Source organism: Armatimonadota bacterium (assembly GCA_016223145.1).
GTDB lineage: Bacteria > Armatimonadota > Fimbriimonadia > Fimbriimonadales > Fimbriimonadaceae > Nitrosymbiomonas.
Genome location: JACRPN010000009.1, coordinates 195,732 through 217,879, shown reverse-complemented (window position 1 = coordinate 217,879; position 22,148 = coordinate 195,732). Strand labels below are relative to the sequence as shown.

Sequence of the window (22,148 nt, the reverse complement as noted above, 5' to 3'; positions counted from 1 at the left end):
CAAGGCCAGGAAATTCAAGAGCTTCGCAGAAGTCGAAGTGCTCCATTTTTCGGACTACTGGATGAATGCCCAAGTCATAACGTTCTCACGAGAATTGTCGCTTCCCATGTTCTTCCCATGTGAGCGATGCCTCTGGTCTACTCCCCCATCCACGAAGACGCTTATCGAGCAGCACCCTCATCGCTTGGGACGGATCCATGAGGGAATCAAAATCGAGCTTTGAGCAAATCGTTCCGATCTTGCGGAAGGCCAGTTCCGGCAATGTACTGTGGCCATTTTGTGTCGCCTTAACTGTTGATAGACCTCTTGCCGCGAGCCGCCCCGATCATCAAGGTTGAGCCCCAAGGCCCTTCGTTGCACCTTGAGAGTCAGAGCAGGTTGACCACAGGCACCCTCTCCCTGCCCTATTGCGTGGGGATCAGCATGGGACATCAACACGGACGGTTTGCTATTGAAACTACAGTTCTAAAGTCCTCAAATTCCAGAAATGGGTGGGGATTCTGAGGATTTGGAGGATTGCCGGCCTACGCCAATTTCACGACCTCGGCTCAGCGAGCCAGTGTTGATTATCGACCGCCTCCGGCCGGTTGCGTCGGCAGTCACGTTGTCTATCACGCCCACTTGACTGTGAAAAGGGCTGTCGCGGAGGCTTAGCGACCCGCCAGAACCGTCAGGCGACGATCCAGCGGTAGATCACATAGATCCAGTTCAGCAGCCCGTGCCAGATGGCCCATCCGATCGAGTGGTTGATGGACCACGAGATCTGTACGGCGACGGCGACGCCTACGGACGTGAAGAGCGAGATTCCGGCGTTACCGGCCTTCCCGCGAGACCGAGAAGAGGAATCGTTTGCCACAACGAATCCTACGAATAGCGCGCCGCCAGGGTTGAAACATCGTTCGGTGGGCCTAGGTCGGCGATCACCCTCCATAATCGGCTAGCGCCATGTGGATTACGCTCGCCCTACCTATGCTGCTTTCCTCCTCGACCTTGGTTGTACAAGGGCCTCCCTCTACGCCCGCGCCGCTCTTTCGCGACCCGGTCTACGACGGCGCGGCTGATCCCGTCTTGGTCTGGAACCCAACCCGAAAGGCTTGGTGGATGCTCTACACGCAGCGCCGCGCCAAGCTGGATCTGCCGGGGGTCGAGTGGTGCCACGGCTGCGAGATCGGGATCGCCGAGTCGCATGATCAAGGGCAAACTTGGGACTATCGAGGAACGCTTCGGCTTTCACACCCGGACTCGGGCTACTCGTTTTGGGCGCCCGATATCGTTCGAGACGATGGGGGTCTCTTTCATCTGTTCGTGAGCTACGTTCCTGGCGCGGCTTCAGAGCATCGAGATTGGGGCGGAAAGCGGTTCATCTTCCAGTACACCTCAAGCGACTTGGAGCATTGGAAATTCACTCAGAAACTACCGCTGGCTTCCGAATACTGCATTGATCCGACTCTTTTTCGAAGGCCGGACGGCAGTTGGAGGCTTTGGTACAAGGATGAGGGGCACGGCTCGAAGACCTTCGCCGTGGACAGCCGGGACCTAAAGGATTGGAGGCCAGCGGACGACCCTGGAGTCTCCAGTCTTTACGGCGAGGGACCGAAGGTGTTTGCTTTCGGAGGGCATTACTGGCTGATCAAAGACCCGGACAGCGGCCTTGACGTGTACCGCTCCAAGGACCTCTCGAACTGGACCTATCAGGGCAAAATCCTCGAGAAGCCCGGAACACGAAACAGCGACGGCACGATCGGCAAGCATGCAGACGTGGTTGTAGCCGGCAAGCGCGCCTTCATCATCTACTTCACGCATCCGTACGGCCAAGCCTTCCCGGAAAGGAACGGCATCATGCCTCTTGCCGCGCGGCACTCCGCCATCCAGGCGGCTGAGCTTGAGGTGAAAGACGCGCATCTCCTTTGCGATCGCAATCGGCCCTTCAATATCCAATTGGCACCACCGAAACCGCGATAGCGGAGAGGTAAGGATTCTGTACAACTCCGGAGGATCAAGAGCCTCCGCTTTGGGCGGATCGTCGGGTTGGGCCAAAGTGAGCCTAAATGAGCCATAATTGATGCTCCATGGAACGGACAAACACGAGCAATCCCGACTATTACCACCGCGTCGTGGATTGCCAATGGGCGTGTCCGGCCCATACCAACGTACCGGAATACATCCGCCTGATCGGGCAGGAGCGGTACGACGACGCCTACATCTTGAACCGCGAGTCAAACGTCTTCCCGGGCATTTTGGGCCGGGTCTGCGACCGCCCCTGCGAGCCCGCGTGCCGCCGAACACGGGTCGAGGGCAAACCCGTCGCCATCTGCCGCCTCAAGCGCTTCGCCTCGGACCACAAGGGCGACATCGCCGACCGTCTGCCCAAGGCGCCCAAGGAGAAGAACGGCAAGAAGATCGCGCTCGTAGGCGCGGGACCGGCCTCGCTGACGGTCGCGAACGACCTGATGCCCCTTGGCTACCAGTGTACGATTTTCGAGGCCGGCCCCCGCGCGGGGGGGTTGATGCGAATCAACATCCCATCGTTCCGCTTGCCGGAAGAGGTCCTGGACACGGCGATCGACGCCATCGTGAGCATGGGCGTCGAGATGCGCTACAACACGCGCATCGATAGCCTGAAGGGCCTTGTGGAGTCAGGCGAATACGACGCGGTGTTCGTAGGAAGCGGCGCCCCGAAAGGCAAAGAGCTCGAACTGCCGGGGCGGCACGACTGCGAGCAGATCTTTATCGGCATCGAGTGGCTGGCGAACATCCACTTCGAGCACGTGAACACCGTCGGCTCCCGGGTGCTGATCATCGGCGTCGGCAATACGGCGATGGATTGCTGCCGTTCGGCCAAGCGCCTCGGCGCGGCCGACGTCAAGGTCGTCGCCCGCAAGACCCGCAAGTACTTCAAAGCCTCGCCCTGGGAACTCGAGGACGCCGAGGAAGAGGGCGTTGAGATCCTGGAAAACCTCTCCCCCGTGCGATACGTGGTCGAGAACGGCAAGCTCACGGGCATGGAGTTCGAGCGGTTCAACTCCCAAGAGATCGATGGCAAGCTGGTGCAGGAGCCCGCAGGGACCGAGATCATCCCCTGCGACTCGGTGATCTTGGCCATCGGCCAAGACAACGCCTTTCCCTGGATCGAACGCGACATCGGGCTCGAATTCGGGAAGTGGGACATGCCCGTGGTGGACAAAACGACCTTCATGTCCACTCGGCCGGGCGTGTTCTTCGGAGGCGACGCGGCCTGGGGACCCGAGAACATCATTTGGGCCGTTGCGCACGGCCACGAAGCCGCGATCTCGATTCATCAATACTGCCAGGGGCTGTCGGTCCAGGATCGTCCCCCGCATGGCCAGACCATGTCGAGCACCAAGATGGGCCTCCACGAATGGGCCTACAGCAATGACTACAACCCGGTCAAACGGCAAAAGATGAAGCACGTGGACCTCAAAGAGAGGTTCAAGATGTCGATCGAGGTGGAGGAGGGCTTCACCCACGAACAGGCGATGGCCGAGGTCGAAAGGTGCCTGAACTGTGATGTTCAAACGCACTTCACCGACAACCTCTGCATTGAATGCGACGCCTGCATCGACATCTGCCCCACCGACTGTCTGACGATTACCGAGAACGGCGATGAGGCCGATCTGCGCACGAGGCTGACGGCTCCCGCTTTGGAGACCCATCAGCCCATCTTCGTGTCGAGCGCTCTCAAGCAAACCAAGCGCGTTATGGTGAAAGACGAGGATCTCTGTCTTCACTGCGGCCTGTGCGCCGAACGCTGTCCGACCTTTGCTTGGGACATGCGCAAATCGGTTGTGGTGCTTCCCTATGCAGGGCGGCCCGTACCAGCCTCGACCCTCCCCGTCGTGGAGGCTCAAGCCGCAAAATGAAGCCAAGTATCAACGATTTCGCCATCAAGATCGCGTCTGTCAACGGAACGGGCTCGGCCAGCGCCAACAGCCTGATCATGCAGGCCATCTTCCGAATGGGCATCCCCGTGACGGGCAAGAACCTCTTCCCTTCGAACATCCAGGGCCTGCCTACCTGGTACGAAATCCGGGTCAATAAGGACGGCTACACGGCGCGCACGCCGGAGTTCGACCTGATGGTGGCCCTAAACTCAGCCACCTTCGAAAAGGACATGGCGGAGGTCCGGTCTGGGGGCTGGTTGCTCTACGATTCCACTTGGCCGATCCGTACTGACAAGGCCCGAGAAGACATTCACCTGCTTGGCGTGCCGCTGGCCCAGATGTGCAACGACGCCTTCAAGGGTGTGCGCGAGCGTATCCTGATGAAGAACATCGCTTATGCCGGCGTTTTGAGCGCCCTTTTGGGCATCGACACCGAGACTCTGGTAACGCTCACGCAGGAGAAATTCGGCAAGAAGCCTGCGCTGCTCGAATCCAACCAGAAGGCCATTGACCTTGGCTTCAACTACGCCAAGGAGAACTTCGACTGCCCGCTTCCGATCCGCCTCGAGAAGATGGATGTGACCGCGGATCACATCCTGATTGACGGCAACACCGCCACCGCGCTCGGATGCATCTATGCGGGCGCTACCGTCGGCGCCTGGTACCCCATCACCCCCGCGACGTCGGTGATGGAGGGCTTTGCCGGATTCTGCCAGCGCTTCCGAAAGGACCCTGAGACCGGCAAGAACCTCTTTGCGATCCTGCAGGCCGAGGACGAGTTGGCGGCCATCGGAATGGTCATCGGCGCGAGTTGGGCGGGTGCGAGGGCGTTTACCCCGACGGCGGGCCCCGGCATCTCCCTGATGAACGAGTTCTTGGGGCTCGCCTACTTTGCCGAAGTGCCTGCCGTGGTCATCGACGTTCAGCGCACCGGCCCCTCGACCGGCATGCCGACACGGACTCAACAATCCGACCTCATGCTCTGCGCCTATGCCTCGCACGGCGACACCAAGCACATCTGCCTCTACCCGGCCAACCCGGCAGAGGCGTTTGAGATGGCGGTCAACGCCTTCGACCTGGCCGAGCGCTTCCAGACGCCGGTCATGATGCTGTCCGACCTCGACATCGGCATGAACGACTGGGTGATCCCCAAACTGGAATGGGACGATAACTACCGTCCGGACCGAGGCAAGGTCCTTTCTGCCGAAGAGCTCGAGGAATCAAAGACCTTTTACCGCTATCTGGACGTGGATGGCGACGGCATTCCCTACCGAACTCTCCCGGGAACACACCCTAAGGGCGCCTATTTCACGCGCGGCTCGGGCCACAACAAGTACGGAGGCTACACCGAAGATGGAGCGGAGTACCAGGAGGTGCTCGAACGCTTGGCGAGAAAGGTCAACAGCGCCGCTGATGCGGTTCCGCAGCCTTTCATCCGCACCACGACGGGCGCGAAGGTCGGCCTGATTTCTATCGGCGGATGCCACGCGGCCTGCATGGAAGCTGTGGACAAGCTGGAGGCTGAGGGCACACCGCTAGACTATATGCGCGTGCGCGGGTTCCCCTTCGGCAAAGCGGTCAAGGATTTCATCGAAGCGCACGAGAAGTGCTTCGTGGTGGAACAGAACCGCGACGGCCAGCTCAGAAACCTTCTCATACTAGAGACCGAGGTCCATCCCGAGCGCCTGATTTCGGCCACCCACTACTCCGGATTCCCGCTCAGTACGCTGGAAGTCTTGGGCAGCGTGCGTTCGCGAACGGAGGTGCTCGCATGAGCCTTGCCAAACCCAAAGTCCACCACCCTTCTCTCGCACAGAACGCTATCGGCCTCACGCGGCGCGACTATGAGGGCGTGATCACCACGCTTTGCGCCGGCTGCGGGCACGACTCCATAACGGCGGCGATCATCCAGGCGTTTTGGGACCTCGACATCCAGCCGCACATGGTGGCCAAGATGTCGGGTATCGGTTGCTCTTCCAAGACACCGGCTTACTTCCTGCGCGAAGCGCACGGGTTCAACAGCGTCCACGGGCGCATGCCCGCCGTCGCCTCGGGTGCAAGCGCGGCGAACAGCGAGTTGACGATGATCGGAGTCTCCGGCGACGGCGACTCGCTCTCCATCGGGCTCGGGCAGCTCTGCCATGCCATGCGGCGCAACCTGAACCTACTTTATGTGCTGGAGAACAACGGCGTTTACGGCTTGACAAAAGGCCAGTTCTCGGCTTCGGCGGACCCCGGCTCGATGAGCAAGAAGGGCGAGGCGAACACCATGGCAGCGATCGACAGTTGTCGGCTCGCGCTGACTCTCGGCGCCACCTTCGTTGCACGGAGCTTCTCGGGAGACAAGGACCAGCTCGTGCCCATCCTCAAGGCGGGGCTCAAGCACCGAGGTTTCGCGTTCGTCGACGTCATCTCCCCTTGTGTGACCTTCAACGACCATGAAGGCTCCACGAAGAGCTACGCTTATACGCGCGAGAACCAGATCGAGGTTGTCCAAACGGATTTCGTGCTGCCCCGCGGAGCGATCCACGCCGACTACAGGCCGGGCGAAGATCGCTTGGTCAAAATGCACGATGGGACGTATATCAAGCTTCGAAAGGTCGCCGACGACTACGACCCCTCGGACCGGGACAAAGCCTATGCCTACATCAGAGCCCGGCAAGAGGAAGGGGAGGTGGTCACGGGTCTGCTCTACGTCTCGGAGGAATCCCAAGAGATGCACCAACAGCTCGGCACGGTGCCTGGGGCGCTGACCAAGGTCCCCTACGAGAAGCTCTGTCCCGGCAACGATGCGCTGCAGAAGCTGCAGGCGCGGTTCCGATAGATGCCGACCCGATGCGCTTGGTGCGAAGGGAGCGAGGCTTATCGCACGTACCACGACACAGAGTGGGGCGTGCCGAGCCACGACGATCGGCACCTCTTCGAGATGCTGATCCTGGAGGGCGCGCAGGCCGGACTGTCCTGGTCCACCATCCTTGCGCGTCGCGAGGGATACCGCAGAGCCTATAAAGGGTTCGATCCCGAGGTTGTCGCCCGGTTCGACGAGTCGCGCCAGGCCGAACTGCTGCTCGATGCGGGCATCGTTCGCAACCGGGCCAAGGTCGTCGCGAGCGTGGGAAACGCCCAAGCGGTGCTCAGAGTACGCGAGGAGTACGGCTCCTTCGACGCCTACCTTTGGCGGTTTGTGGATGGCTCGCCGGTGCAGAACGCCTGGACCTCGCTGAGCCAGGTGCCTGCGGAAACGGAGGTCTCCAAGTCGCTCAGCAAGGACCTTTTGAAGCGCGGGTTTCGATTTGTTGGGCCGACCATCCTGTACGCGTTTATGCAGGCGGTCGGCATGGTGAACGACCACGTGACGGAATGCTTTCGCTACGAGGAATGCAAGCGGCTCGCCTCGACGGCTGGCAAGTAGAGCGCGATTCCGTTGTCGGAGGGTTGCCGCTCAACCCCACTGGTGATCCCTTCGGCCATCGAGCGTGAACGGAGGTTGAACGCGACCCCGGCAGGGGTCAGAAGAGAGTAGCCAAGGGTTGAGCGCAGCGACATCCCTGGAACGTGCCACCACCTTTTCAATCTGCTGGTGACCCCGGCAGGGGTCAGAAGAGAGTAGCCAAGGGTTGAGCGCAGCGACATCCCTGGAGCGTGCGCCGCCAGGTCCCGCACCCCGCAAGGGGTGCCACAGGAGCAACCGCCCAATTGACATCAAACTCCATGTGGCCCGAAGGCCCAATGAGCTTGTGTCCGGGGGACCTCCCACCCGCGAGATTTGAACCGATCAATTCGCCATCGAGCGAGCGTCCATAATCACACGAGGACTCGCGAGCCATCGATGCAAGAGATCACCGCCGAATATGCCGCGCAGGAGCTGGCGCCAGCCCCGGAACTGAAGATCCGCCCCAGGGTCACCGTCGCCTGCAAGACCGACCTCGGCCGTGTGCGCGAGAACAACGAGGACAAGTTCGAGTACTACCTTCCCGAAGACGAGCCCATTCTCGCCGGCAAGGGGCTGGTGTTCGTGGTCTGCGACGGAATGGGCGGCCATGAAGCCGGGCAGATCGCCAGCGAGATGGCGTGCAAGACGTTCCTCTTCGAGTACCTTCAGCACCCATCGCAAGACCCTCTGGTGGCGCTCTCGACGGCGGTCCGCGCCGCCAACCGCTTGGTTCTGGATTGCTCGCGGGCCATACCCTCGCGACGCGGGATGGGCACGACGCTGAGCGCCCTGGCCGTCATCCAGGACGCCGCATGGATCGCGCATGTCGGCGATTCGCGGATCTACAGACTCCGGTTGCCATCCGCGTCCCAGTCAGAGTCGCTGCCTTCCGACCTCGGGCCTCGGACCTCAGACCTCGGACCTCCATTTCTGCAGCTCACCAAGGACCACACCTGGGTGGAAGACGCGGTGGCCAGCGGCATGTTTACGCGCGAGGAGGCGGAGCGGCACCAGTATCGCCATGTGCTCACACGGGCCATCGGCACCGAGGACGACGTGATCGTGGACGTGGAACGCTTCAACGTCCAGGAGGGCGATGTGTATCTGCTCTGCTCAGATGGGGTGATGAACCACGTATCGGACTCGAGGCTCGAAGAGGTTCTCTCAAGCAGCGGCCCCAGCGAAGCCTGTTGGCAAATCGTAAGCGATGCCCTGGTCGGCGGCGGAAGCGACAACACGACGGTAATGATCGTGCGGGTGGATGGGCTGGAGTCGATCGGGGACTGACGATTGGCGGTTTACGATTTTCGATTAGCGATTAGCAGGTTCACTATAGGGGCTCCGATTGACGGGTCTTTCAGAACGCAAGTCTCTGGCTACGATCCACGATCTTCATTCGTCAATCGTCAATCGTCAATCGCTCTATCCCTCTCTCCCCCTCTGCAAGAGCACGGCCACCAAGATGATCGCGCCTTTGACGGTGCCCTGCCAATAGACGCTCACCCCCTTCATGACCAGCATGTTGCCGATCATGCTGAGCAGAAGCACCCCCACCACGGTCGCCCAAATGCGCCCGCTGCCGCCTCTCAATGACGTGCCGCCGATGACGACCGCCGCGATAGCGTCGAGTTCGTAGTAGTTGCCGGCAGTGGACGACGCGACCGAGTTCAACCTGGCGGCGTAGGTGAACGCCGCGAGCCCCGAGAAGAGCCCCAGAAGCGAATAGGCGACGAACTTGGTCCACCCGGTGTTCACCGCCGAGTACTTGGCGGCGCGCTCGTTCGCGCCGACCGCGAGCGCATGTCGGCCAAACCGCGTCCAGTTGAGCAGGAACCCGGCGAAAAGCGCCACGAGGACGAACAGGATCATTCCCCAAGTGATGATCAGCGGCCGGCCGCCTGAAGCCATCAGCCCCGGGACGGGGACTCCCTCTGAGCCGAGGGCAGGAAAGACTTTGGCGCTCAAAGACCTGATCTCGCCACCCTCGGCGATCGAAACGCAGATCGACCGATAAGCGACTAGACCCACCAGGGTGGCGATGAACGGTGCGACCCGCCCCACCACGATGGTGACGCCGTTCACCATCCCGAGGACGAGTCCGGCCAGCAGGCAGACCGCGATCCCGACCACCACGCCCCGGCTCTCCGTGGCCGCAAGGATGGCTGGGGCCGAGTCCACCGGGACGCCGGAGATCACCTTGTTCATGGCGAGCACGCCCAGCGCGCCCGATAGCGCGAGCATGCTGCCTACAGAAAGGTCGATGCCCCCGGTCACGATGACCAGAGTCATCCCGATCGCGATGATCCCGACGCCGACGCTCTGGTTGACGAGGTTCTTCAGGTTCTCCGGCTGCAGAAAGAACTCGGGCTGGGTGAACCCGTTGTAGGCAAACAGCAGGCCGAACGCCACCACGACGCCGTAACGCTGCATGAACGCGCCCAGTTTCGACAAGAACTCTCTCAAGCTGCCTCCGCTCCCGCTGCCAACACCATAATCTCCTCTTCCGTCGCGCCCTCTCCCTGAACCTCCCCGACGACCGTGCCATGGCGCATCACCAGGATGCGGTGGCATAGGCCGATCAGCTCCTGCAGCTCGCTGGAGATCATCAGGCACGCCATCCCTTGGCTCGCCAGGTCGTGGATGAGCTGATAAATCTCTCGCTTGGCGCCGACGTCCACGCCGCGCGTCGGCTCATCGAGGATGAGCACTTTTGGCTTCAGTTCGAGCCATTTCGCCAGCGCGACCTTCTGCTGGTTTCCGCCGGAGAGGAAGAGGATCGGCGCACGCAGGTTGCCGGCTTTGATGTCGAGCTGTTTGACCCAGGCTTCGGTGCTCGCCCGCTCGCGGTCTTTGCTGATGAAGGGGCGAGCATAGGCGTCCAGATTCGCCAGGGTCGTGTTCTCGACCACGTCCATGCCGAGCACCAGGCCCGCGTCCTTTCGATCCTCGGAGACATACGCGATACCAAGCCTTGCGGCCTGCTTCGGCGAGCCGATGCTGACGGGGCGGCCTTCAACTCGGATTCCGCCAGCGCGAAACCGCCTGAGTCCCACCAGGGCCTCGCCGACTTCGGTTCTGCCCGAGCCCATCAGACCGGCCATCCCCAGAATCTCCCCGGGGTGAAGCACGAACGAGACGCCGCTCAAGAGTTCCTCGTCGCCCAATCCCTCGACGGCCAGCACCGGTTCTAGCGCAGTGGAGAGTTTCCGCACCGGAAAGACCTCGCCAAGCTCACGGCCCACCATCAGCTTGGCGAGTTCGGTCGGGCTTGTGGCTCCGCGCAGCACGGTGGTGATGAGCCGGCCGTCACGCAGGACCGTGACCCGGTCGCAAATCTGTTCCACTTCGGGGAGCCTGTGGGAGATGTAGAGCACCGTGACGCCCTTCGCCTTGAGCCTGGCGATGAGCTCGAAGAGGGCGTCGGTCTCGGCTTCGCTGAGCACGGCAGTGGGCTCGTCCATGATGAGGATCGAAGCTTCGCAGGAGAGCGCCTTGGCGATCTCGACGAGCTGCTTCTCGGCCAGCGACAGGCTTCCGACCAGAACCTGCGGCTCGATCGAGGCGTTCACCTCGCGAAGCCACTCGCGCGTGCGTCCATTCATCAGCTTGCGATTAAGCCTGCCACCAGCCGTCGGCTCGCGACCCAGGAAGACGTTCTCTGCGACCGAGAGCGTGTCCACGAGGTTCAGTTCCTGGTGGATCATGGCGATGCCGTGGCGCATGGCGTCTCGAACGCCACCGAAAACAACAGTTGTCGGCGGCTCGCCGATAGAGATCTCCCCGGAGGTCGGCTTTTGCAGCCCCGAGAGGATGCGCATCAGCGTGCTCTTGCCGGCGCCGTTCTCGCCGATGATGCCGTGGACCTCTCCGGGCTCGAAGGAGAGCGACACGCCGTCGAGCGCCAAGACGGCGGGGAACTGCATCGAGATGTCGCTGACCTGCAAGCGCGGCATTGGGCCTATTCTACTAAGGTTCGCAGGTCGGAGGTTTTCTCCGATTTGAGGGTTAGTGGGCAGGAGATGCGATGCGCGAGGGGCGAAGGGCGAGGGTACCCCTCCCTTCACCGCTACGGAATCTGCAAAACTGGGTAAGTGAGCACGCTACTCTATCTTGGCGTCGCCGCAATGGCCATGGGAACCCAATCGCTCAGCGGCACAACCCAATCTGCGTCCGACAAAACGCCGATCAGAAAACCGTTCGTCAAGTCCAACTGGAAGCTGGAATGGGCCGACGAATTTGACAAAGGGAAGCTCGTCGACCCCAAGTTTTGGAGCTACGAGGTGGGGTACCTGCGCAACGACGAGAAGCAGTACTACACCAAAGAAAGGCCCGAAAACGCCCGAATCGAGGGTCGGCGGCTAATCATCGAGGCCCGAAAGGACAACTTCCAGGGGCGCCCGATCACCTCGGCGAGCCTCCACACCGCCGGAAAGAGGCCCTTTCTCTACGGCCGGATCGAGGTCCGCGCCAAGGTCCCCACAGGCAAAGGAACTTGGCCGGCGGCATGGCTCCTGGGCGAGAACATTGGCAAGGTGGATTGGCCCCGCTGCGGCGAGATCGACGTCATGGAGCACGTGGGCTATGACCCCACCAAGATCCACGCCAACATCCACACTGCCGCCTATAACCACATGAACGGCAAGGGCAAGGGCAACTCGATCGACGCGGGCAAGCCTTGGGAAGGATTTCACACCTATGCGGTCGAGTGGTATCGCGACCGGATGGAGTTCTTCTTCGACGACACGCGCTACTTCGTCTTCCGCAAAGAGCCTGGCGGCGACGACGTCTGGCCCTTTGACAAGCCGCACTACCTGATCCTCAACCTGGCGTTCGGCGGCGGCTGGGGCGGAGCTCAGGGCATCGACGAGAGCCTTCTCCCGCACCGTTACGAGATCGAGTACGTTCGCTACTACAAGCCTGTTTCGGGCGCGTAGGTGCTTTCGTGAGCCTCATTGCCGGACCGCCCGAGCCATGGGCGATGTGACCCCAAACGGGGTCAGCAGAAAGTAGCCAGGGGTTGGCCGCAGCCGCACCCCTGGAGCGCTCCCACCCTTCGCACCCCGTAAGGGGCGCCACACCCACCCCTCTCGGCCGCCGGGCCAACTGCGTCCATCAGCAATCCTGTCTTGCCAGGCCCATTTCCGGCTTCATCCGGAAGGCCCACTTCGCGGGACGTGTCAAAATAGTCCGGTTCGACGGAGACATACACGATGCCGGTCATTTCAGTTCGCATTCCACAGATGGGCGAGGGCCTTCAAGAAGCCCGATTGGTCGCGGTGCTCAAGCAGCCTGGCGAGACGATCAAACGCGACGAACCCATCTACCAGATGGAAACGGACAAGGCCGTCATGGACGTCGAATCCCCGTACGAGGGCAAACTGGTCTCCTGGCTAGCCGAGGTGGACGCCGTGCTGCCGATCGGCACCGCCGTGGCCCAGATGGAAGTCGCCGACGGAGTCTCCGAGATGCAGGTGCACGGCGCTCCGGAGGCGCCGGCGCCGGCCGCCGCCCAGCCCGAACCGGAGCCTATACCGGAAGCCTCAGCGGGAGCAAGGAACGCCTCCGTGCCGCCGCGGACCCGTGCTTACGCCAAGGAAAAGGGCGTTTCTGAAGCCGAACTGGCGACCCTTGCCGCGGGCAGCGGCAAGCTGATGCCTGCCGATATCGACAGCTTCCTCGCTTCACGATCTTCGGGCGCCGCGCCTCAGCCCGCATCCAGACCCACCGGCGGTGCGGGCGGACCGAGCACCGAGGTCGCGATGACCGGAAAGCAGCGGGTTCTGGCTTCCAGACTCGTTCGCAGTTCGCAACTGGTGGTCCCCGGCACGATCACGGTCGTCGCCAACTGGGGCCCGGTGGAGGCCGTACGTGCTGAGCAAAAGGCGAAGGGCGGCGATTTTCAGCCTTCGACCTTCACGATGTTCGCCTTCGCCGTCGCCAGAGCCCTCAAAGACCATCCCCTGTTCCGGTCCAACCTCAAGGGCGACGACACGATTCGGACCTACGCGACCGCCTCGCTGGGAATCGCGGTGGCGCTGCCCGGCGACGAACTGGTAACTGCCGTAGTCGAAGAGGCGGATGCGCTCAACTGGAAGGACTTCGCCAGCCGATGCCGCGCCCAGATCGATCTGGCGCGGCAAGGCAAGGATCAGGCGAACGAGGCCGTGACCCTGAGCCTGACCAACATGCAGAATTTCGGCCTCCGTCAGGCGGTTCCCGTGCTCGTCGCGCCATCGGTCGGCGTTCTGTTCCTGGGAGAGGTGTTCCCGGGGCTCAAGTACGACGAGAATGGCGGGACGGTCATCCAGCGCTCGGTCAACCTAACCCTGACCTTCGACCATCGCTTGATCAACGGTGTCGGCGCGACTGACTTCTTGACGGCCATCAAAATGAACCTTGAGAGCATCAGGAGCTTGGTGAACGAGGGATGAAGCCGGTCATTGGCATCACCGCTGACGTGGATCACGATGCCGACGACGCGCGCACGCACGGCAAGCTGACCCTGAACTGGAACTACGCTCAGCGGATCGCCGACGCCGGCGGCATGCCTTTGGTCATCCCCCCGCAAGCGGACCCCAGGGCTGTTCTCGCCATCATCGATGGCTGGCTGATCCCAGGCGGCGACGATATTGACTCCTCCAAATGGGGAGAAGAGCTCCATCCAAAGGCGAGGCTCCAGGACCCCGCGCGCTATGCCATCGAGCAGGCGCTCTTTGAGGCTGCCGACCCGGAGATGCCGATCCTTGGGATCTGCTACGGGTGCCAATTCCTGAACGTGATTCGGGGCGGCTCCTTGATCCAGCACCTCGCCGACGGGCTGGAATCGGACCGACACACCGGCGGCACCCTTGAGAATGTCTCGGTCGTGCCCGATTCGAAGCTCGCTAGGATCGTCGGATCCGCTTCTACGCCCGGAAAAAGCTATCACCACCAGGGAGTCGGGCGGCTGGGTGACGCGCTCTCGGTCTCGGCCAGACACGAAGACGGCACCGTAGAGGCCCTGGAGGCATCCGACCGTCCCTGGGTCGTGGGCATCCAGTGGCACCCGGAGCGCACCGACGGTGAGGGCTCGAAAAGGCTCTTCCGCGCTTTCGTCGAAGCGTGTGCCGCTTACGCAGAGCAGCGCCGCAAAGCGAAGGTGGGCTGATGAAGCGGTGGGTGAACGGCGTCGAAGTGGAGCTACCGGACGGTACCGAGGTCGAGGTCGTGACCCTGGCGGACCGGCTCTTGGTGCGTGAGTCCGGCCAAACCCACTCGGCGCTGGTCGTTCGATCGGGCGAGGACGTGCTCGTGAGCTATCACGGGCAGCAGTTCCTCGTGGAACCCGCTCTGGCCTCTCGTCGAGTGCATGGGGCCACGCACACAGGCGAAATCCGAGCGGCCATGCCCGGCGCGATCACTTTCGTGGGGTTCGCGGCGGGCGATCCTGTGGCCAAAGGCGACAAGATCGTGGTGCTGGAGGCCATGAAGACCCAACAGGCCTTCTTGGCGCCATTCGATGGCACGGTGTCCAAGGTTTATGTGGAGGCCGGCTCACAGGTCGGCGAGGGCGACGTGCTGGCAACCATCGAGCCGGCGTGACGATTCGGCCCCTCGCGCTAAACTAAGATGTGCCGAACGTCGTGCTTGGGGTTTCCGGGAGCATTGCCGCCTACCGCGCGGCGGATCTGGCGCGCGAACTGATGCGGGCGGGCTGCACGGTTCGCGTGTGCCTCACCGATGCCGCGCAGCAGTTCGTCACCAAGACCCTGTTCGAGTCGCTGACCGGCCAGCCCTGCCTCCAGGATGCCTTCGAGGAGCCTATCACCGGACGCATGGCCCACATCGACTGGGCCCGGCAGGCTGATTTGCTGATCGTCGCCCCTGCCACCGCCAATACGCTCGCGAAGCTGGCGAACGGCGTCGGAGACGACATGCTTACCACCTTGGCGCTGGCCTACGAGGGGCCCATGCTCCTTGCGCCGGCGATGAACCCGGCGATGTATCTTCAGGAAACGGCTCAGGCCGCAATCCGGGAGCTCGAGGAGCGAGGGGCGGTGCTGGTTGACCCGTCAGAGGGCGACGTGGCCTGTGGCGAGCACGGCCAGGGCAAACTGGCCTCGATTGCCCGCATCGCCGATGAAGCTCTCGTCCTTATCGGACGCGGACAGAAACTGAAGGGCAAGCGGGTGCTGATTACGAGCGGACCAACTCAAGAGCTGATGGACGACGTGCGCTACCTGACGAACCGCTCCTCCGGAAGGATGGGCGCGGCCCTGGCGAGGGCGGCACTCCTGATGGGCGCGGAGGTGACGGTGGTGTCGGGCCCGGTGGCCGTTTCACTTCCAAGGCAAGCCTCGGTTCGCAGAGTCACGTCGGCCCGCGAAATGCTGGAGGCATCCTCGGCTCTGGCGGCCGAATCGGACTGGATCGTCGGGGCCGCGGCGGTCGCGGACTACCGGCCAATCGAAAAAATCGAGGGGAAACGGCGTCGATCCGACGAGCCCTGGAGCTTGAAGCTGGTCCCAAACCCGGACGTGCTCGCCGAACTCGCGCGGGCATCGCAGGGCAAGGCGCGGGTCATCGGGTTTGCCGCAGAGCCGGACGACAGCCTTGATCAAGCGCGGGAAAAACTCGTTCGCAAGGGGCTCGCAGCCATCGCCGTGAACGATGTCTCCCGGGCGGACATCGGTTTTGAATCGCAGAGCAACGAGCTGACGCTGATCCTCGACGACGGACGGGTTTTGCAGAGCGGCAAGAGGTCGAAACTGGCTTGCGCGCTGTGGCTCTTCGAGTCGCTCTGCGCCGAACCTGGTAGTTGACCGCTGAAAACTAGCCTGCGACTAGCCGATTCTTAGGCTGATGAAGCAGATCGGCGCTTACGAAGCAAAGGTTCACCTCGGACAGCTCCTCGATCTTGTGCAAGCCGGCGAGACGCTTGAGATCACACGTCACGGTGTGCCGATCGCGCGGCTGGTCCCCGCCGATACCGGCAAGGGGGTGCCGGCCAGGCACTCGGTCGAGCAGCTCATGGCGTTTGGCAAGGGCCGGTCCCTCATCGGCTTTGACGTCGACCAGGCGCTTCACGAGGTTCGGCGATGACCGACGGGTTCGTGCTCGATGCCTCCTTGGCGTTGACCTGGAGCGCCGCAGAGCTGCGAGGTATCTATGCCGAGGACGTGCTGCGCTTACTGGAGAGCCAGAAGGCCCATGTGCCCTGCCATTGGCGGCTCGAGGTCACGAACCTCGTGCTGCGGGCCCAGGACGCCGGGAGCCTTTCGGCTGCGGAGGCCGCTTCCTTCCTTTCGCTGCTCAACACGGCGCCCATCGACGTAGACGATGCCGCGAGCAAGGAGTGGATCCTCACGGTTAGGGCCTTGGCCTCGCGTTTGCAGGCGACCTCTTATGAGGCGGCCTACATCGAGCTTTGCCAACGGCTGGCGTTGCCCCTGGCCACGGAAGACACGCGGCTCCGGAACCTCGCCCGCAGCGCCAATGTCGACGTCTTGGCGGCGTAATGCCGGACTGAAAGGCCCTCATCAGGGTATAGTGAACGATATACAGGGTTTCTTGCGGCTCAAGCAACGCATATAGCGAATGCTATAAGCACAAGGGAGGTCGCTTATTGCCCGCCCTTGCCAAGTAACCCCTTTAGGTCCGGGAGCATTGCCTTGGCCCAGATCTCGTAGCCGTCGGGGTTCAGGTGCAACAGGTCCGGCATAAGGGTGCTTCTCAAGGTGCCGTCGGGACGCACAAAAAAGTGGCCAACATCCTTGTAGTGGACCCGTGCACCGTCGTGCAGGCCCTGGAACCCACGCGTTGCCTCAGAGACAGCCTGCCGCAGCCGATCCCCGGCGTTGGCATCGCGTGGGAAAATCCCCAGCAAGAGAATCTTCGCCTTGGTGCCCGCAAGGAGCGTCTGGACGATCGCTTTCACCCCGTCCGCAGTCTGAGTGGGACTCGATGAGCCGTGGCCGACGTTGTTGGTGCCGATCATGATCACGATCAGCTTGACGTTGGTGCCGACGAGCTCCCCGTTCGCGAGCCTCCAGAGCACGTGTTCGGTGCGGTCTCCGCTGAAGCCGAAGTTGGCCGCCTTGAGCGGCGCGAAGTCGCGGGTCCACGCGGCTTTGCCGGCCCCCTCCCATCCCTGGGTGATCGAGTCGCCAAGAAAGGCCACTTCGAAGTCGTTCCTCTTGGTGGTCTCCACACAGCCTTGGTGGCGCTGCACCCACCAGGCTTCCCCAGACCTTGGAACCGGAGTTGTGGCGACGTGCTTAGGGATTGCGGCGCCCTGAACCCAAGCCAAATCAAGGGCGCAGTTAACCAACGGGGCGAGAGCGAGGAGCGAGAGACCAAACATGGCGTATTGTGGCTGAATCCCCGCAGTCTGCATCGCCTCCCTTCGGCAAACCCGCCCCCGGGGGCGCGGCATCCAGTATAGTGGGAAACTCAGAACGCTCAAGCCGCATCTGGCGGCATGGTTCTTGCGTCCTTACGAACGTTCATGGCTCCCAGGCAGGATCAGCGAACCGGCACCGATCTGCTCGCGCCGACCGGCGTGATCGCGCCCGTTCCCATCCATGTGGAGTGCGAGGTGTTCACGGGCTCCCTGGCGATGCTTTTCGCCTGCGTCCGCGAGCGCAAGATCCACCTCTCCGAGGTGCCGCTACTCCCTGTCTGCGCGGCCTACTACACGTACCTAGCCATGAGCGACCAGATCGATCTCGATCAGGCCGCCGCGGGGCTTTCAGCGCTTTCCTACCTCATCGAACGCAAAGCCTGGCTGCTTCTGCCCACCAATGAGCCCGAGCCCGAAGAAGAGCTTTCGGCAGAGCTGCCCGAGCCGACCGTGTACGAGTTCGAGGGCGCGATAATTACGCTGCAGATGGGCCTTGAAGAGCGCTCGCAGAGGTTCTTCCGACCGGTCGAAGCAGGTCCCAATCCTTACGAATTGCCATACGACCTTGGCGACGTCTCGGTCCAGGACCTTGCCGTCGCGTTGGAGGTCGTTTTGCAGAGGGCCATCCCCGATCCGATCGAAGTGGCTTCCAAGCCGCTGAGAACACTATCGGAACAGATGGGCCTCTTGATCAAACAGCTTAACGGCAAATGGATGGGCCTTGGAGAGTTGCTGCCGCCTGTGTTCACCCGGCGGGAGGCGGTCTGGTGCTTTCTGGCCCTGCTCGAGCTGATCCGATTGGGCCAGGCCAAGCTCCGGTTGACGGAGGTCGGCGTGGAATTCGCCAAGGGCCGGGCAAGCGTGCCCGAAGCGGCTTGATCGTTCCAATCTTGGGTACTACCTCGCCCCTTGCTTCCGAGTCCCGACGTGTCGGGAAGGGAGAGGCCGGTGAGCAGAGCGAACCGGGTGAGGGGTCTGTCCGTGGACGCGCAGCAAGAAACGCGCCTGCCTAGCTCGGCATCATCAGGCTTGCCTGACTGAACGCGAGCCTGAATCCAAGCTGTTCGGCGTTGCGCTGGGAAACGCTCCCAGGCAGAGCTTCGACGAACGCCGTGTGGCACCGCTCGGACACTGCCAACATCCGATGGGAGATGAGCGCGCGTTGGATCCCATGCCCGCGAAACTCCTCTAGCACGGCCGCACCGCCCAGAAAAGCATATCCGCGCCTTTCGATGAGGCTCGCCGTCGCCGCCGGCTCCCGGTTGACGTAGGCGATGAACCTTCGATAGTCGGGAACAGCCTTGAGAAGGGTGGCGAGATCGTCTGCAAACGGAGGCGGATTGGTTCCAAAGAATGCCTCCGTAGACAACCGGCCCCAAAGGTCAAGGTCCTCCGGTCGGACCTCTTGGACCTCAACATCGAGGTTTGCGGGATCGAAGTGCCCCGTCTGTCGGAACAGGACCGACTCAAAGGTCTGGAGCTTGGCGCCGGCTTCGAAGAGCATGTTCCAGGCTTCAGGGACCGCAAACGGGTTCATCACGACTTCGAACTCTTGGGTCCGGCCACGATAGAAGGCCCGGACCGCCTCCAAGTCCTCAGGTTCGGGCTTCCTATAGAAGCCGAAGCCGTTCACTTGCGTCAGGGGCGAACCGTCTCCAGCGAAGGCCGCCGAGCAACCGGCGATCTGTGCGTGCGTCTCGCCAAGATCGGGCCAGAGTTTGCCGGCGGTCTTTGCAGTAGAGCTCGACATCCGAAGCTGAACATGGGCCTCTGCGAGTTCACGGTTACCGAACATGGGAGCATGATACCGATTGGCTCGAAGGCTCCCAGGCTGGCCGGAACCGTTAGCGGCTCTCCTTGTGGGATCGCCCTATCGGGGCGGCTAGATCTCGATTCGGGCCGGCGGCTCGGATCTCTCAGGTTCAGACTGGCTCATCGCCGGAGGCTTCCGCGGAGGGACGGGCCGCCGATTGAGGGCCAAAGGCAGCAGCAGCGCCCCCGCCAGCCAGCCCAACCCGAGCCCCTTTTGAAACTCTGTCCGGGCCTCATGCGCCCTCTGATAGCCCGAGCGGTCGGGAATCGGCTGCGGCTCCATCGTCGCCTGCCAGTAGTTCTTGATCTTGTTGGCCACGCCGGGCGGGAACTTGGGCTTGACCTGATTGCCATACTGCGCCGCCATGCGTTCGCTCCGCTCGATGGCATCCACGGTCATCAGGTCGTATTCCCGGAATGGCGGCGGGATGTCGTTCTTCAGGCGCTCGAGCCGGGCCCTTCGGGCCTGCTCTTGCTGAATGAACGTGTCGGTGGTCCTGCGCTCAAGGGGAGTGCTGACCTGTGTCTGGAACGCCCATGCCAAGGCGAGGATGAGCAGAGGTTCGGGGCTGATCGTGAGGAGCGTGGCGAGCCAGGGCTGCCCGATCCTGCCGCTCTGCGCCAGGGCGATCAGACCCCCAACCAGCATGGCGGCGCCGAGGCCAAAGACGGCGATGATCAGGGCGGTCATTCCGGCGATCACGGCGTCGCCCCCGCCGCGAAAGGAGCCGAGCCCCGCAAGCGCCAGCCCAAGGGCGCCGAGGAGGAGCACGGCCGCAGACAGCAAGCCGATAGCTTGGGCAAAAGGCCAAGCCTTGAGCCGCAGCCACAGGAAACCTCCGCCGACCGCCAGCCCGATGGCCGCGCCCCAAATCAAAGCACCCTGCATTGGGCCATTGTGGTCGATTGATGAGGCTGGACGGGCCGTTTGGCCCTCTACGCTGAACGGTAAGCGAACCTGAAGATCATTGTTCCGGCGAGGCAGGTGAGACCGGCATTGAACCAGCTGGACGCGAAGGATCTGTCCAGAAACCAGGCGGCCACGCCTGGCAAAAGGCACACAAACGCGGCGACATGAAACCAAAACCGCTGGCCACGTTGGTGGGGCCCCTGCCGGAACCGTTTGGCAAACTGAATCAGCACAACGGCAACGGACACAGAAGTAAGCGATGCCAAAATTCTGAACAGCGGAGCCCTTCCGTCCGAACCGATTTGGTAGGCGATGGCCAGAAGTGCTCCCTGCACAAGCACATAGCCGCCGCAGACTGCCAAGCCGTAGGCTACGAGGCCTGGAACGAGCCTCTTCATGTCAGAGTCACTTGAGCGTTTGAGCGAGTTCATCAAGATGCTTCCCCTCTCACTTAGGGACATCTTTGCATAGGTTTTGATCAGGCATTGCGTTTCTTGCGAGCTTTCCGCGCATCGATCCTCTCGATGGTCGCAAAAACCGCCACGGGAATCGCGGCACATAGGAGAATGATGCCCGCGAAGTCACGCCAGTAGTTCCAGATCGCGACGCCAGCCAAGGTTCCCAAGACCAGCAGAACAAGTGTCTGTCGAGCTTCACTTACTTCAGGCTTATCTCTCCGCAGAAAAGCCCAAAAGATCGCAAGATCAAGCGCAACAAGGACCCCGCCAAACACCGAATCGAATACCGGCCTCAAGCCGCAGCCCTGATCCGCAGCACCAACCCGCCGATCCTGATCTCATCCTCCTCCGTGACGAGCTTCTCCGCGTTCGGCTCTAGCTTTTCGCCGTTCATCAAGGTTCCGTTGGTGCTGCCCGAGTCGGTAAGGTAGATGCCATCTTCGCGCACATCGATGACCCCGTGCTTCCCGCTTACGTAAGGGTCTACGATCTGCACGTCGTTCTCCGGCTTGCGGCCGAAGGTGTTGACGCCGGATTTCAAGGGCATGTCGCTGCCGTCGATGGACAGGTAGGCGGCCGGTGAAGGCGCAGGGTCCGAGGTCCGAGGTCCGAGGTCCGCGGATGAAGGAGCGGTCCCTTCGTCCCCTGGTCCCTCTGTCCCTTGGTCCCCTTGTCCCTCTGTACCTTTGCCTACGCTCGGCGGCCCGGAGAGCATCGCCGTCCGGTTCGGGCTGAGCATCTCGGTCGAACCGGCTGCACCAGGCATCGAGAGCGTCAGCTCAATGCCCCCAAACGACACCTTGTCGCCCTGGCTCAGGGTCCGCTTGTCCCCTTGCGCCAGCTTCTCGCCGTTCCACTCGGTCCCGTTGGTGCTTCCCAGGTCTTCGAGTTCAAACGTGCCGTCATTCGAGGTGATTTGCGCGTGGCGGCGGCTGACCTTCGCGTCGGCCAGCATCACATCGCCCTCGCGGCCAACCACGTTCGCGCCGGGACGGATGGGGAACTCCTTGCCGTTCGAGTCCACCAGCACGGGCAGACGCACGACCGGCGCGCCGAAGGCGTCGTCCGGCAGCGCCCGATCGAAGATCAGCCCGCACTCCACGCAGAACATCACTCCGGCGGGGTTGAAGGTCTTGCACACCGGACACTGCACCGGCTTGATCGTCTGGGTGGCGTTTAGGGTCGGCGCCGTCCCCATGACGGTGCGGTTCGGGTCGGCGGACAAGAGCTGGGTGACGTTTGGGTTCATAGG

Annotated in this window: 23 protein-coding genes; 14 read left to right on the top strand and 9 right to left on the bottom strand. The window is 62.3% G+C overall.

Annotation, left to right across the window (positions count from 1 at the left end; translation table 11 throughout):
• Positions 1-670: 670 nt before the first annotated feature.
• Positions 671-856 (bottom strand): hypothetical protein, encoded by a 186-nt coding sequence (locus tag HZC36_08060; protein ID MBI5706929.1) that lies wholly within the window; start codon positions 854-856, stop codon positions 671-673.
• 113 nt (positions 857-969) lie between these two features.
• On the opposite strand from HZC36_08060, the gene HZC36_08055 reads away from it, so the two are divergent.
• The 6 genes from HZC36_08055 to HZC36_08030 all read left to right on the top strand — a co-directional run bounded on the left by HZC36_08055 (position 970) and on the right by HZC36_08030 (position 8,622).
• Complete coding sequence (locus tag HZC36_08055) at positions 970-1,962, top strand: glycosyl hydrolase (GenBank protein MBI5706928.1); 993 nt, start codon at positions 970-972, stop codon at positions 1,960-1,962.
• Positions 1,963-2,069: 107 nt separating this feature from the next.
• Positions 2,070-3,881: an FAD-dependent oxidoreductase gene (locus HZC36_08050; GenBank protein MBI5706927.1), complete on the top strand. Its 1,812-nt coding sequence runs from the start codon at positions 2,070-2,072 to the stop codon at positions 3,879-3,881.
• Positions 3,878-5,677: a 2-oxoacid:acceptor oxidoreductase subunit alpha gene (locus HZC36_08045; GenBank protein MBI5706926.1), complete on the top strand. Its 1,800-nt coding sequence runs from the start codon at positions 3,878-3,880 to the stop codon at positions 5,675-5,677. Before HZC36_08050 ends, HZC36_08045 begins: the two co-directional genes overlap by 4 nt.
• The gene (locus HZC36_08040; protein MBI5706925.1) at positions 5,674-6,726 is read left to right on the top strand and encodes a 2-oxoacid:ferredoxin oxidoreductase subunit beta; all 1,053 of its coding nucleotides are present in this window, start codon (positions 5,674-5,676) and stop codon (positions 6,724-6,726) included. Before HZC36_08045 ends, HZC36_08040 begins: the two co-directional genes overlap by 4 nt.
• Positions 6,727-7,314: a DNA-3-methyladenine glycosylase I gene (locus HZC36_08035; protein ID MBI5706924.1), complete on the top strand. Its 588-nt coding sequence runs from the start codon at positions 6,727-6,729 to the stop codon at positions 7,312-7,314. It begins immediately after the preceding gene.
• Between the two features lie 417 nt (positions 7,315-7,731).
• On the top strand, positions 7,732-8,622 hold the full coding sequence (locus HZC36_08030) for a serine/threonine-protein phosphatase (protein MBI5706923.1): 891 nt from the start codon (positions 7,732-7,734) through the stop codon (positions 8,620-8,622).
• 135 nt (positions 8,623-8,757) lie between these two features.
• Here HZC36_08030 and HZC36_08025 read toward each other — a convergent pair whose 3' ends face one another.
• Positions 8,758-9,798 (bottom strand): ABC transporter permease, encoded by a 1,041-nt coding sequence (locus tag HZC36_08025; GenBank protein MBI5706922.1) that lies wholly within the window; start codon positions 9,796-9,798, stop codon positions 8,758-8,760.
• Entirely contained in the window at positions 9,795-11,288 is a 1,494-nt protein-coding gene (locus HZC36_08020; GenBank protein MBI5706921.1) for a sugar ABC transporter ATP-binding protein, read from the bottom strand. The genes HZC36_08025 and HZC36_08020 overlap by 4 nt, the downstream gene beginning before the upstream one ends.
• A 138-nt stretch (positions 11,289-11,426) precedes the next feature.
• Here HZC36_08020 and HZC36_08015 point away from each other — a divergent pair, with 138 nt between their 5' ends.
• From HZC36_08015 to HZC36_07985, 7 genes are all read left to right on the top strand, one after another.
• Positions 11,427-12,269: a glycoside hydrolase family 16 protein gene (locus HZC36_08015; GenBank protein MBI5706920.1), complete on the top strand. Its 843-nt coding sequence runs from the start codon at positions 11,427-11,429 to the stop codon at positions 12,267-12,269.
• Between the two features lie 276 nt (positions 12,270-12,545).
• Complete coding sequence (locus HZC36_08010) at positions 12,546-13,766, top strand: 2-oxo acid dehydrogenase subunit E2 (protein ID MBI5706919.1); 1,221 nt, start codon at positions 12,546-12,548, stop codon at positions 13,764-13,766.
• Complete coding sequence (locus HZC36_08005) at positions 13,763-14,482, top strand: gamma-glutamyl-gamma-aminobutyrate hydrolase family protein (protein MBI5706918.1); 720 nt, start codon at positions 13,763-13,765, stop codon at positions 14,480-14,482. The genes HZC36_08010 and HZC36_08005 overlap by 4 nt, the downstream gene beginning before the upstream one ends.
• A complete protein-coding gene (locus tag HZC36_08000) occupies positions 14,482-14,916 on the top strand; it encodes a biotin/lipoyl-binding protein (GenBank protein ID MBI5706917.1) in 435 nt (144 codons plus the stop codon). Before HZC36_08005 ends, HZC36_08000 begins: the two co-directional genes overlap by 1 nt.
• A gap of 29 nt (positions 14,917-14,945) precedes the next feature.
• Positions 14,946-16,136 carry a bifunctional phosphopantothenoylcysteine decarboxylase/phosphopantothenate--cysteine ligase CoaBC gene (gene coaBC, locus HZC36_07995; protein MBI5706916.1) on the top strand — a complete coding sequence of 397 codons (1,191 nt, stop codon included), beginning with the start codon at positions 14,946-14,948 and terminating at the stop codon, positions 16,134-16,136.
• Between the two features lie 40 nt (positions 16,137-16,176).
• Positions 16,177-16,416 carry a type II toxin-antitoxin system prevent-host-death family antitoxin gene (locus tag HZC36_07990; GenBank protein MBI5706915.1) on the top strand — a complete coding sequence of 80 codons (240 nt, stop codon included), beginning with the start codon at positions 16,177-16,179 and terminating at the stop codon, positions 16,414-16,416.
• Complete coding sequence (locus HZC36_07985) at positions 16,413-16,832, top strand: type II toxin-antitoxin system VapC family toxin (GenBank protein ID MBI5706914.1); 420 nt, start codon at positions 16,413-16,415, stop codon at positions 16,830-16,832. The genes HZC36_07990 and HZC36_07985 overlap by 4 nt, the downstream gene beginning before the upstream one ends.
• Positions 16,833-16,936: 104 nt before the next feature.
• Here HZC36_07985 and HZC36_07980 read toward each other — a convergent pair whose 3' ends face one another.
• Positions 16,937-17,677 (bottom strand): GDSL family lipase, encoded by a 741-nt coding sequence (locus HZC36_07980; protein MBI5706913.1) that lies wholly within the window; start codon positions 17,675-17,677, stop codon positions 16,937-16,939.
• Positions 17,678-17,821: 144 nt separating this feature from the next.
• Between HZC36_07980 and HZC36_07975 the strand changes: the two genes are divergently transcribed.
• Positions 17,822-18,595 (top strand): hypothetical protein, encoded by a 774-nt coding sequence (locus HZC36_07975; protein ID MBI5706912.1) that lies wholly within the window; start codon positions 17,822-17,824, stop codon positions 18,593-18,595.
• 130 nt (positions 18,596-18,725) lie between these two features.
• Here HZC36_07975 and HZC36_07970 read toward each other — a convergent pair whose 3' ends face one another.
• The 5 genes from HZC36_07970 to HZC36_07950 form a co-directional block, all read right to left on the bottom strand.
• Positions 18,726-19,511, bottom strand: coding sequence for a GNAT family N-acetyltransferase (locus tag HZC36_07970; GenBank protein MBI5706911.1), 786 nt, complete (start codon positions 19,509-19,511; stop codon positions 18,726-18,728).
• Positions 19,512-19,598: 87 nt separating this feature from the next.
• Positions 19,599-20,417 carry a hypothetical protein gene (locus tag HZC36_07965; GenBank protein MBI5706910.1) on the bottom strand — a complete coding sequence of 273 codons (819 nt, stop codon included), beginning with the start codon at positions 20,415-20,417 and terminating at the stop codon, positions 19,599-19,601.
• Between the two features lie 47 nt (positions 20,418-20,464).
• Complete coding sequence (locus HZC36_07960) at positions 20,465-20,836, bottom strand: hypothetical protein (protein MBI5706909.1); 372 nt, start codon at positions 20,834-20,836, stop codon at positions 20,465-20,467.
• Between the two features lie 80 nt (positions 20,837-20,916).
• Positions 20,917-21,063 (bottom strand): hypothetical protein, encoded by a 147-nt coding sequence (locus HZC36_07955; protein MBI5706908.1) that lies wholly within the window; start codon positions 21,061-21,063, stop codon positions 20,917-20,919.
• 125 nt (positions 21,064-21,188) lie between these two features.
• The gene (locus HZC36_07950) at positions 21,189-22,145 is read right to left on the bottom strand and encodes an FHA domain-containing protein (GenBank protein MBI5706907.1); all 957 of its coding nucleotides are present in this window, start codon (positions 22,143-22,145) and stop codon (positions 21,189-21,191) included.
• Positions 22,146-22,148 lie beyond the last annotated feature (3 nt).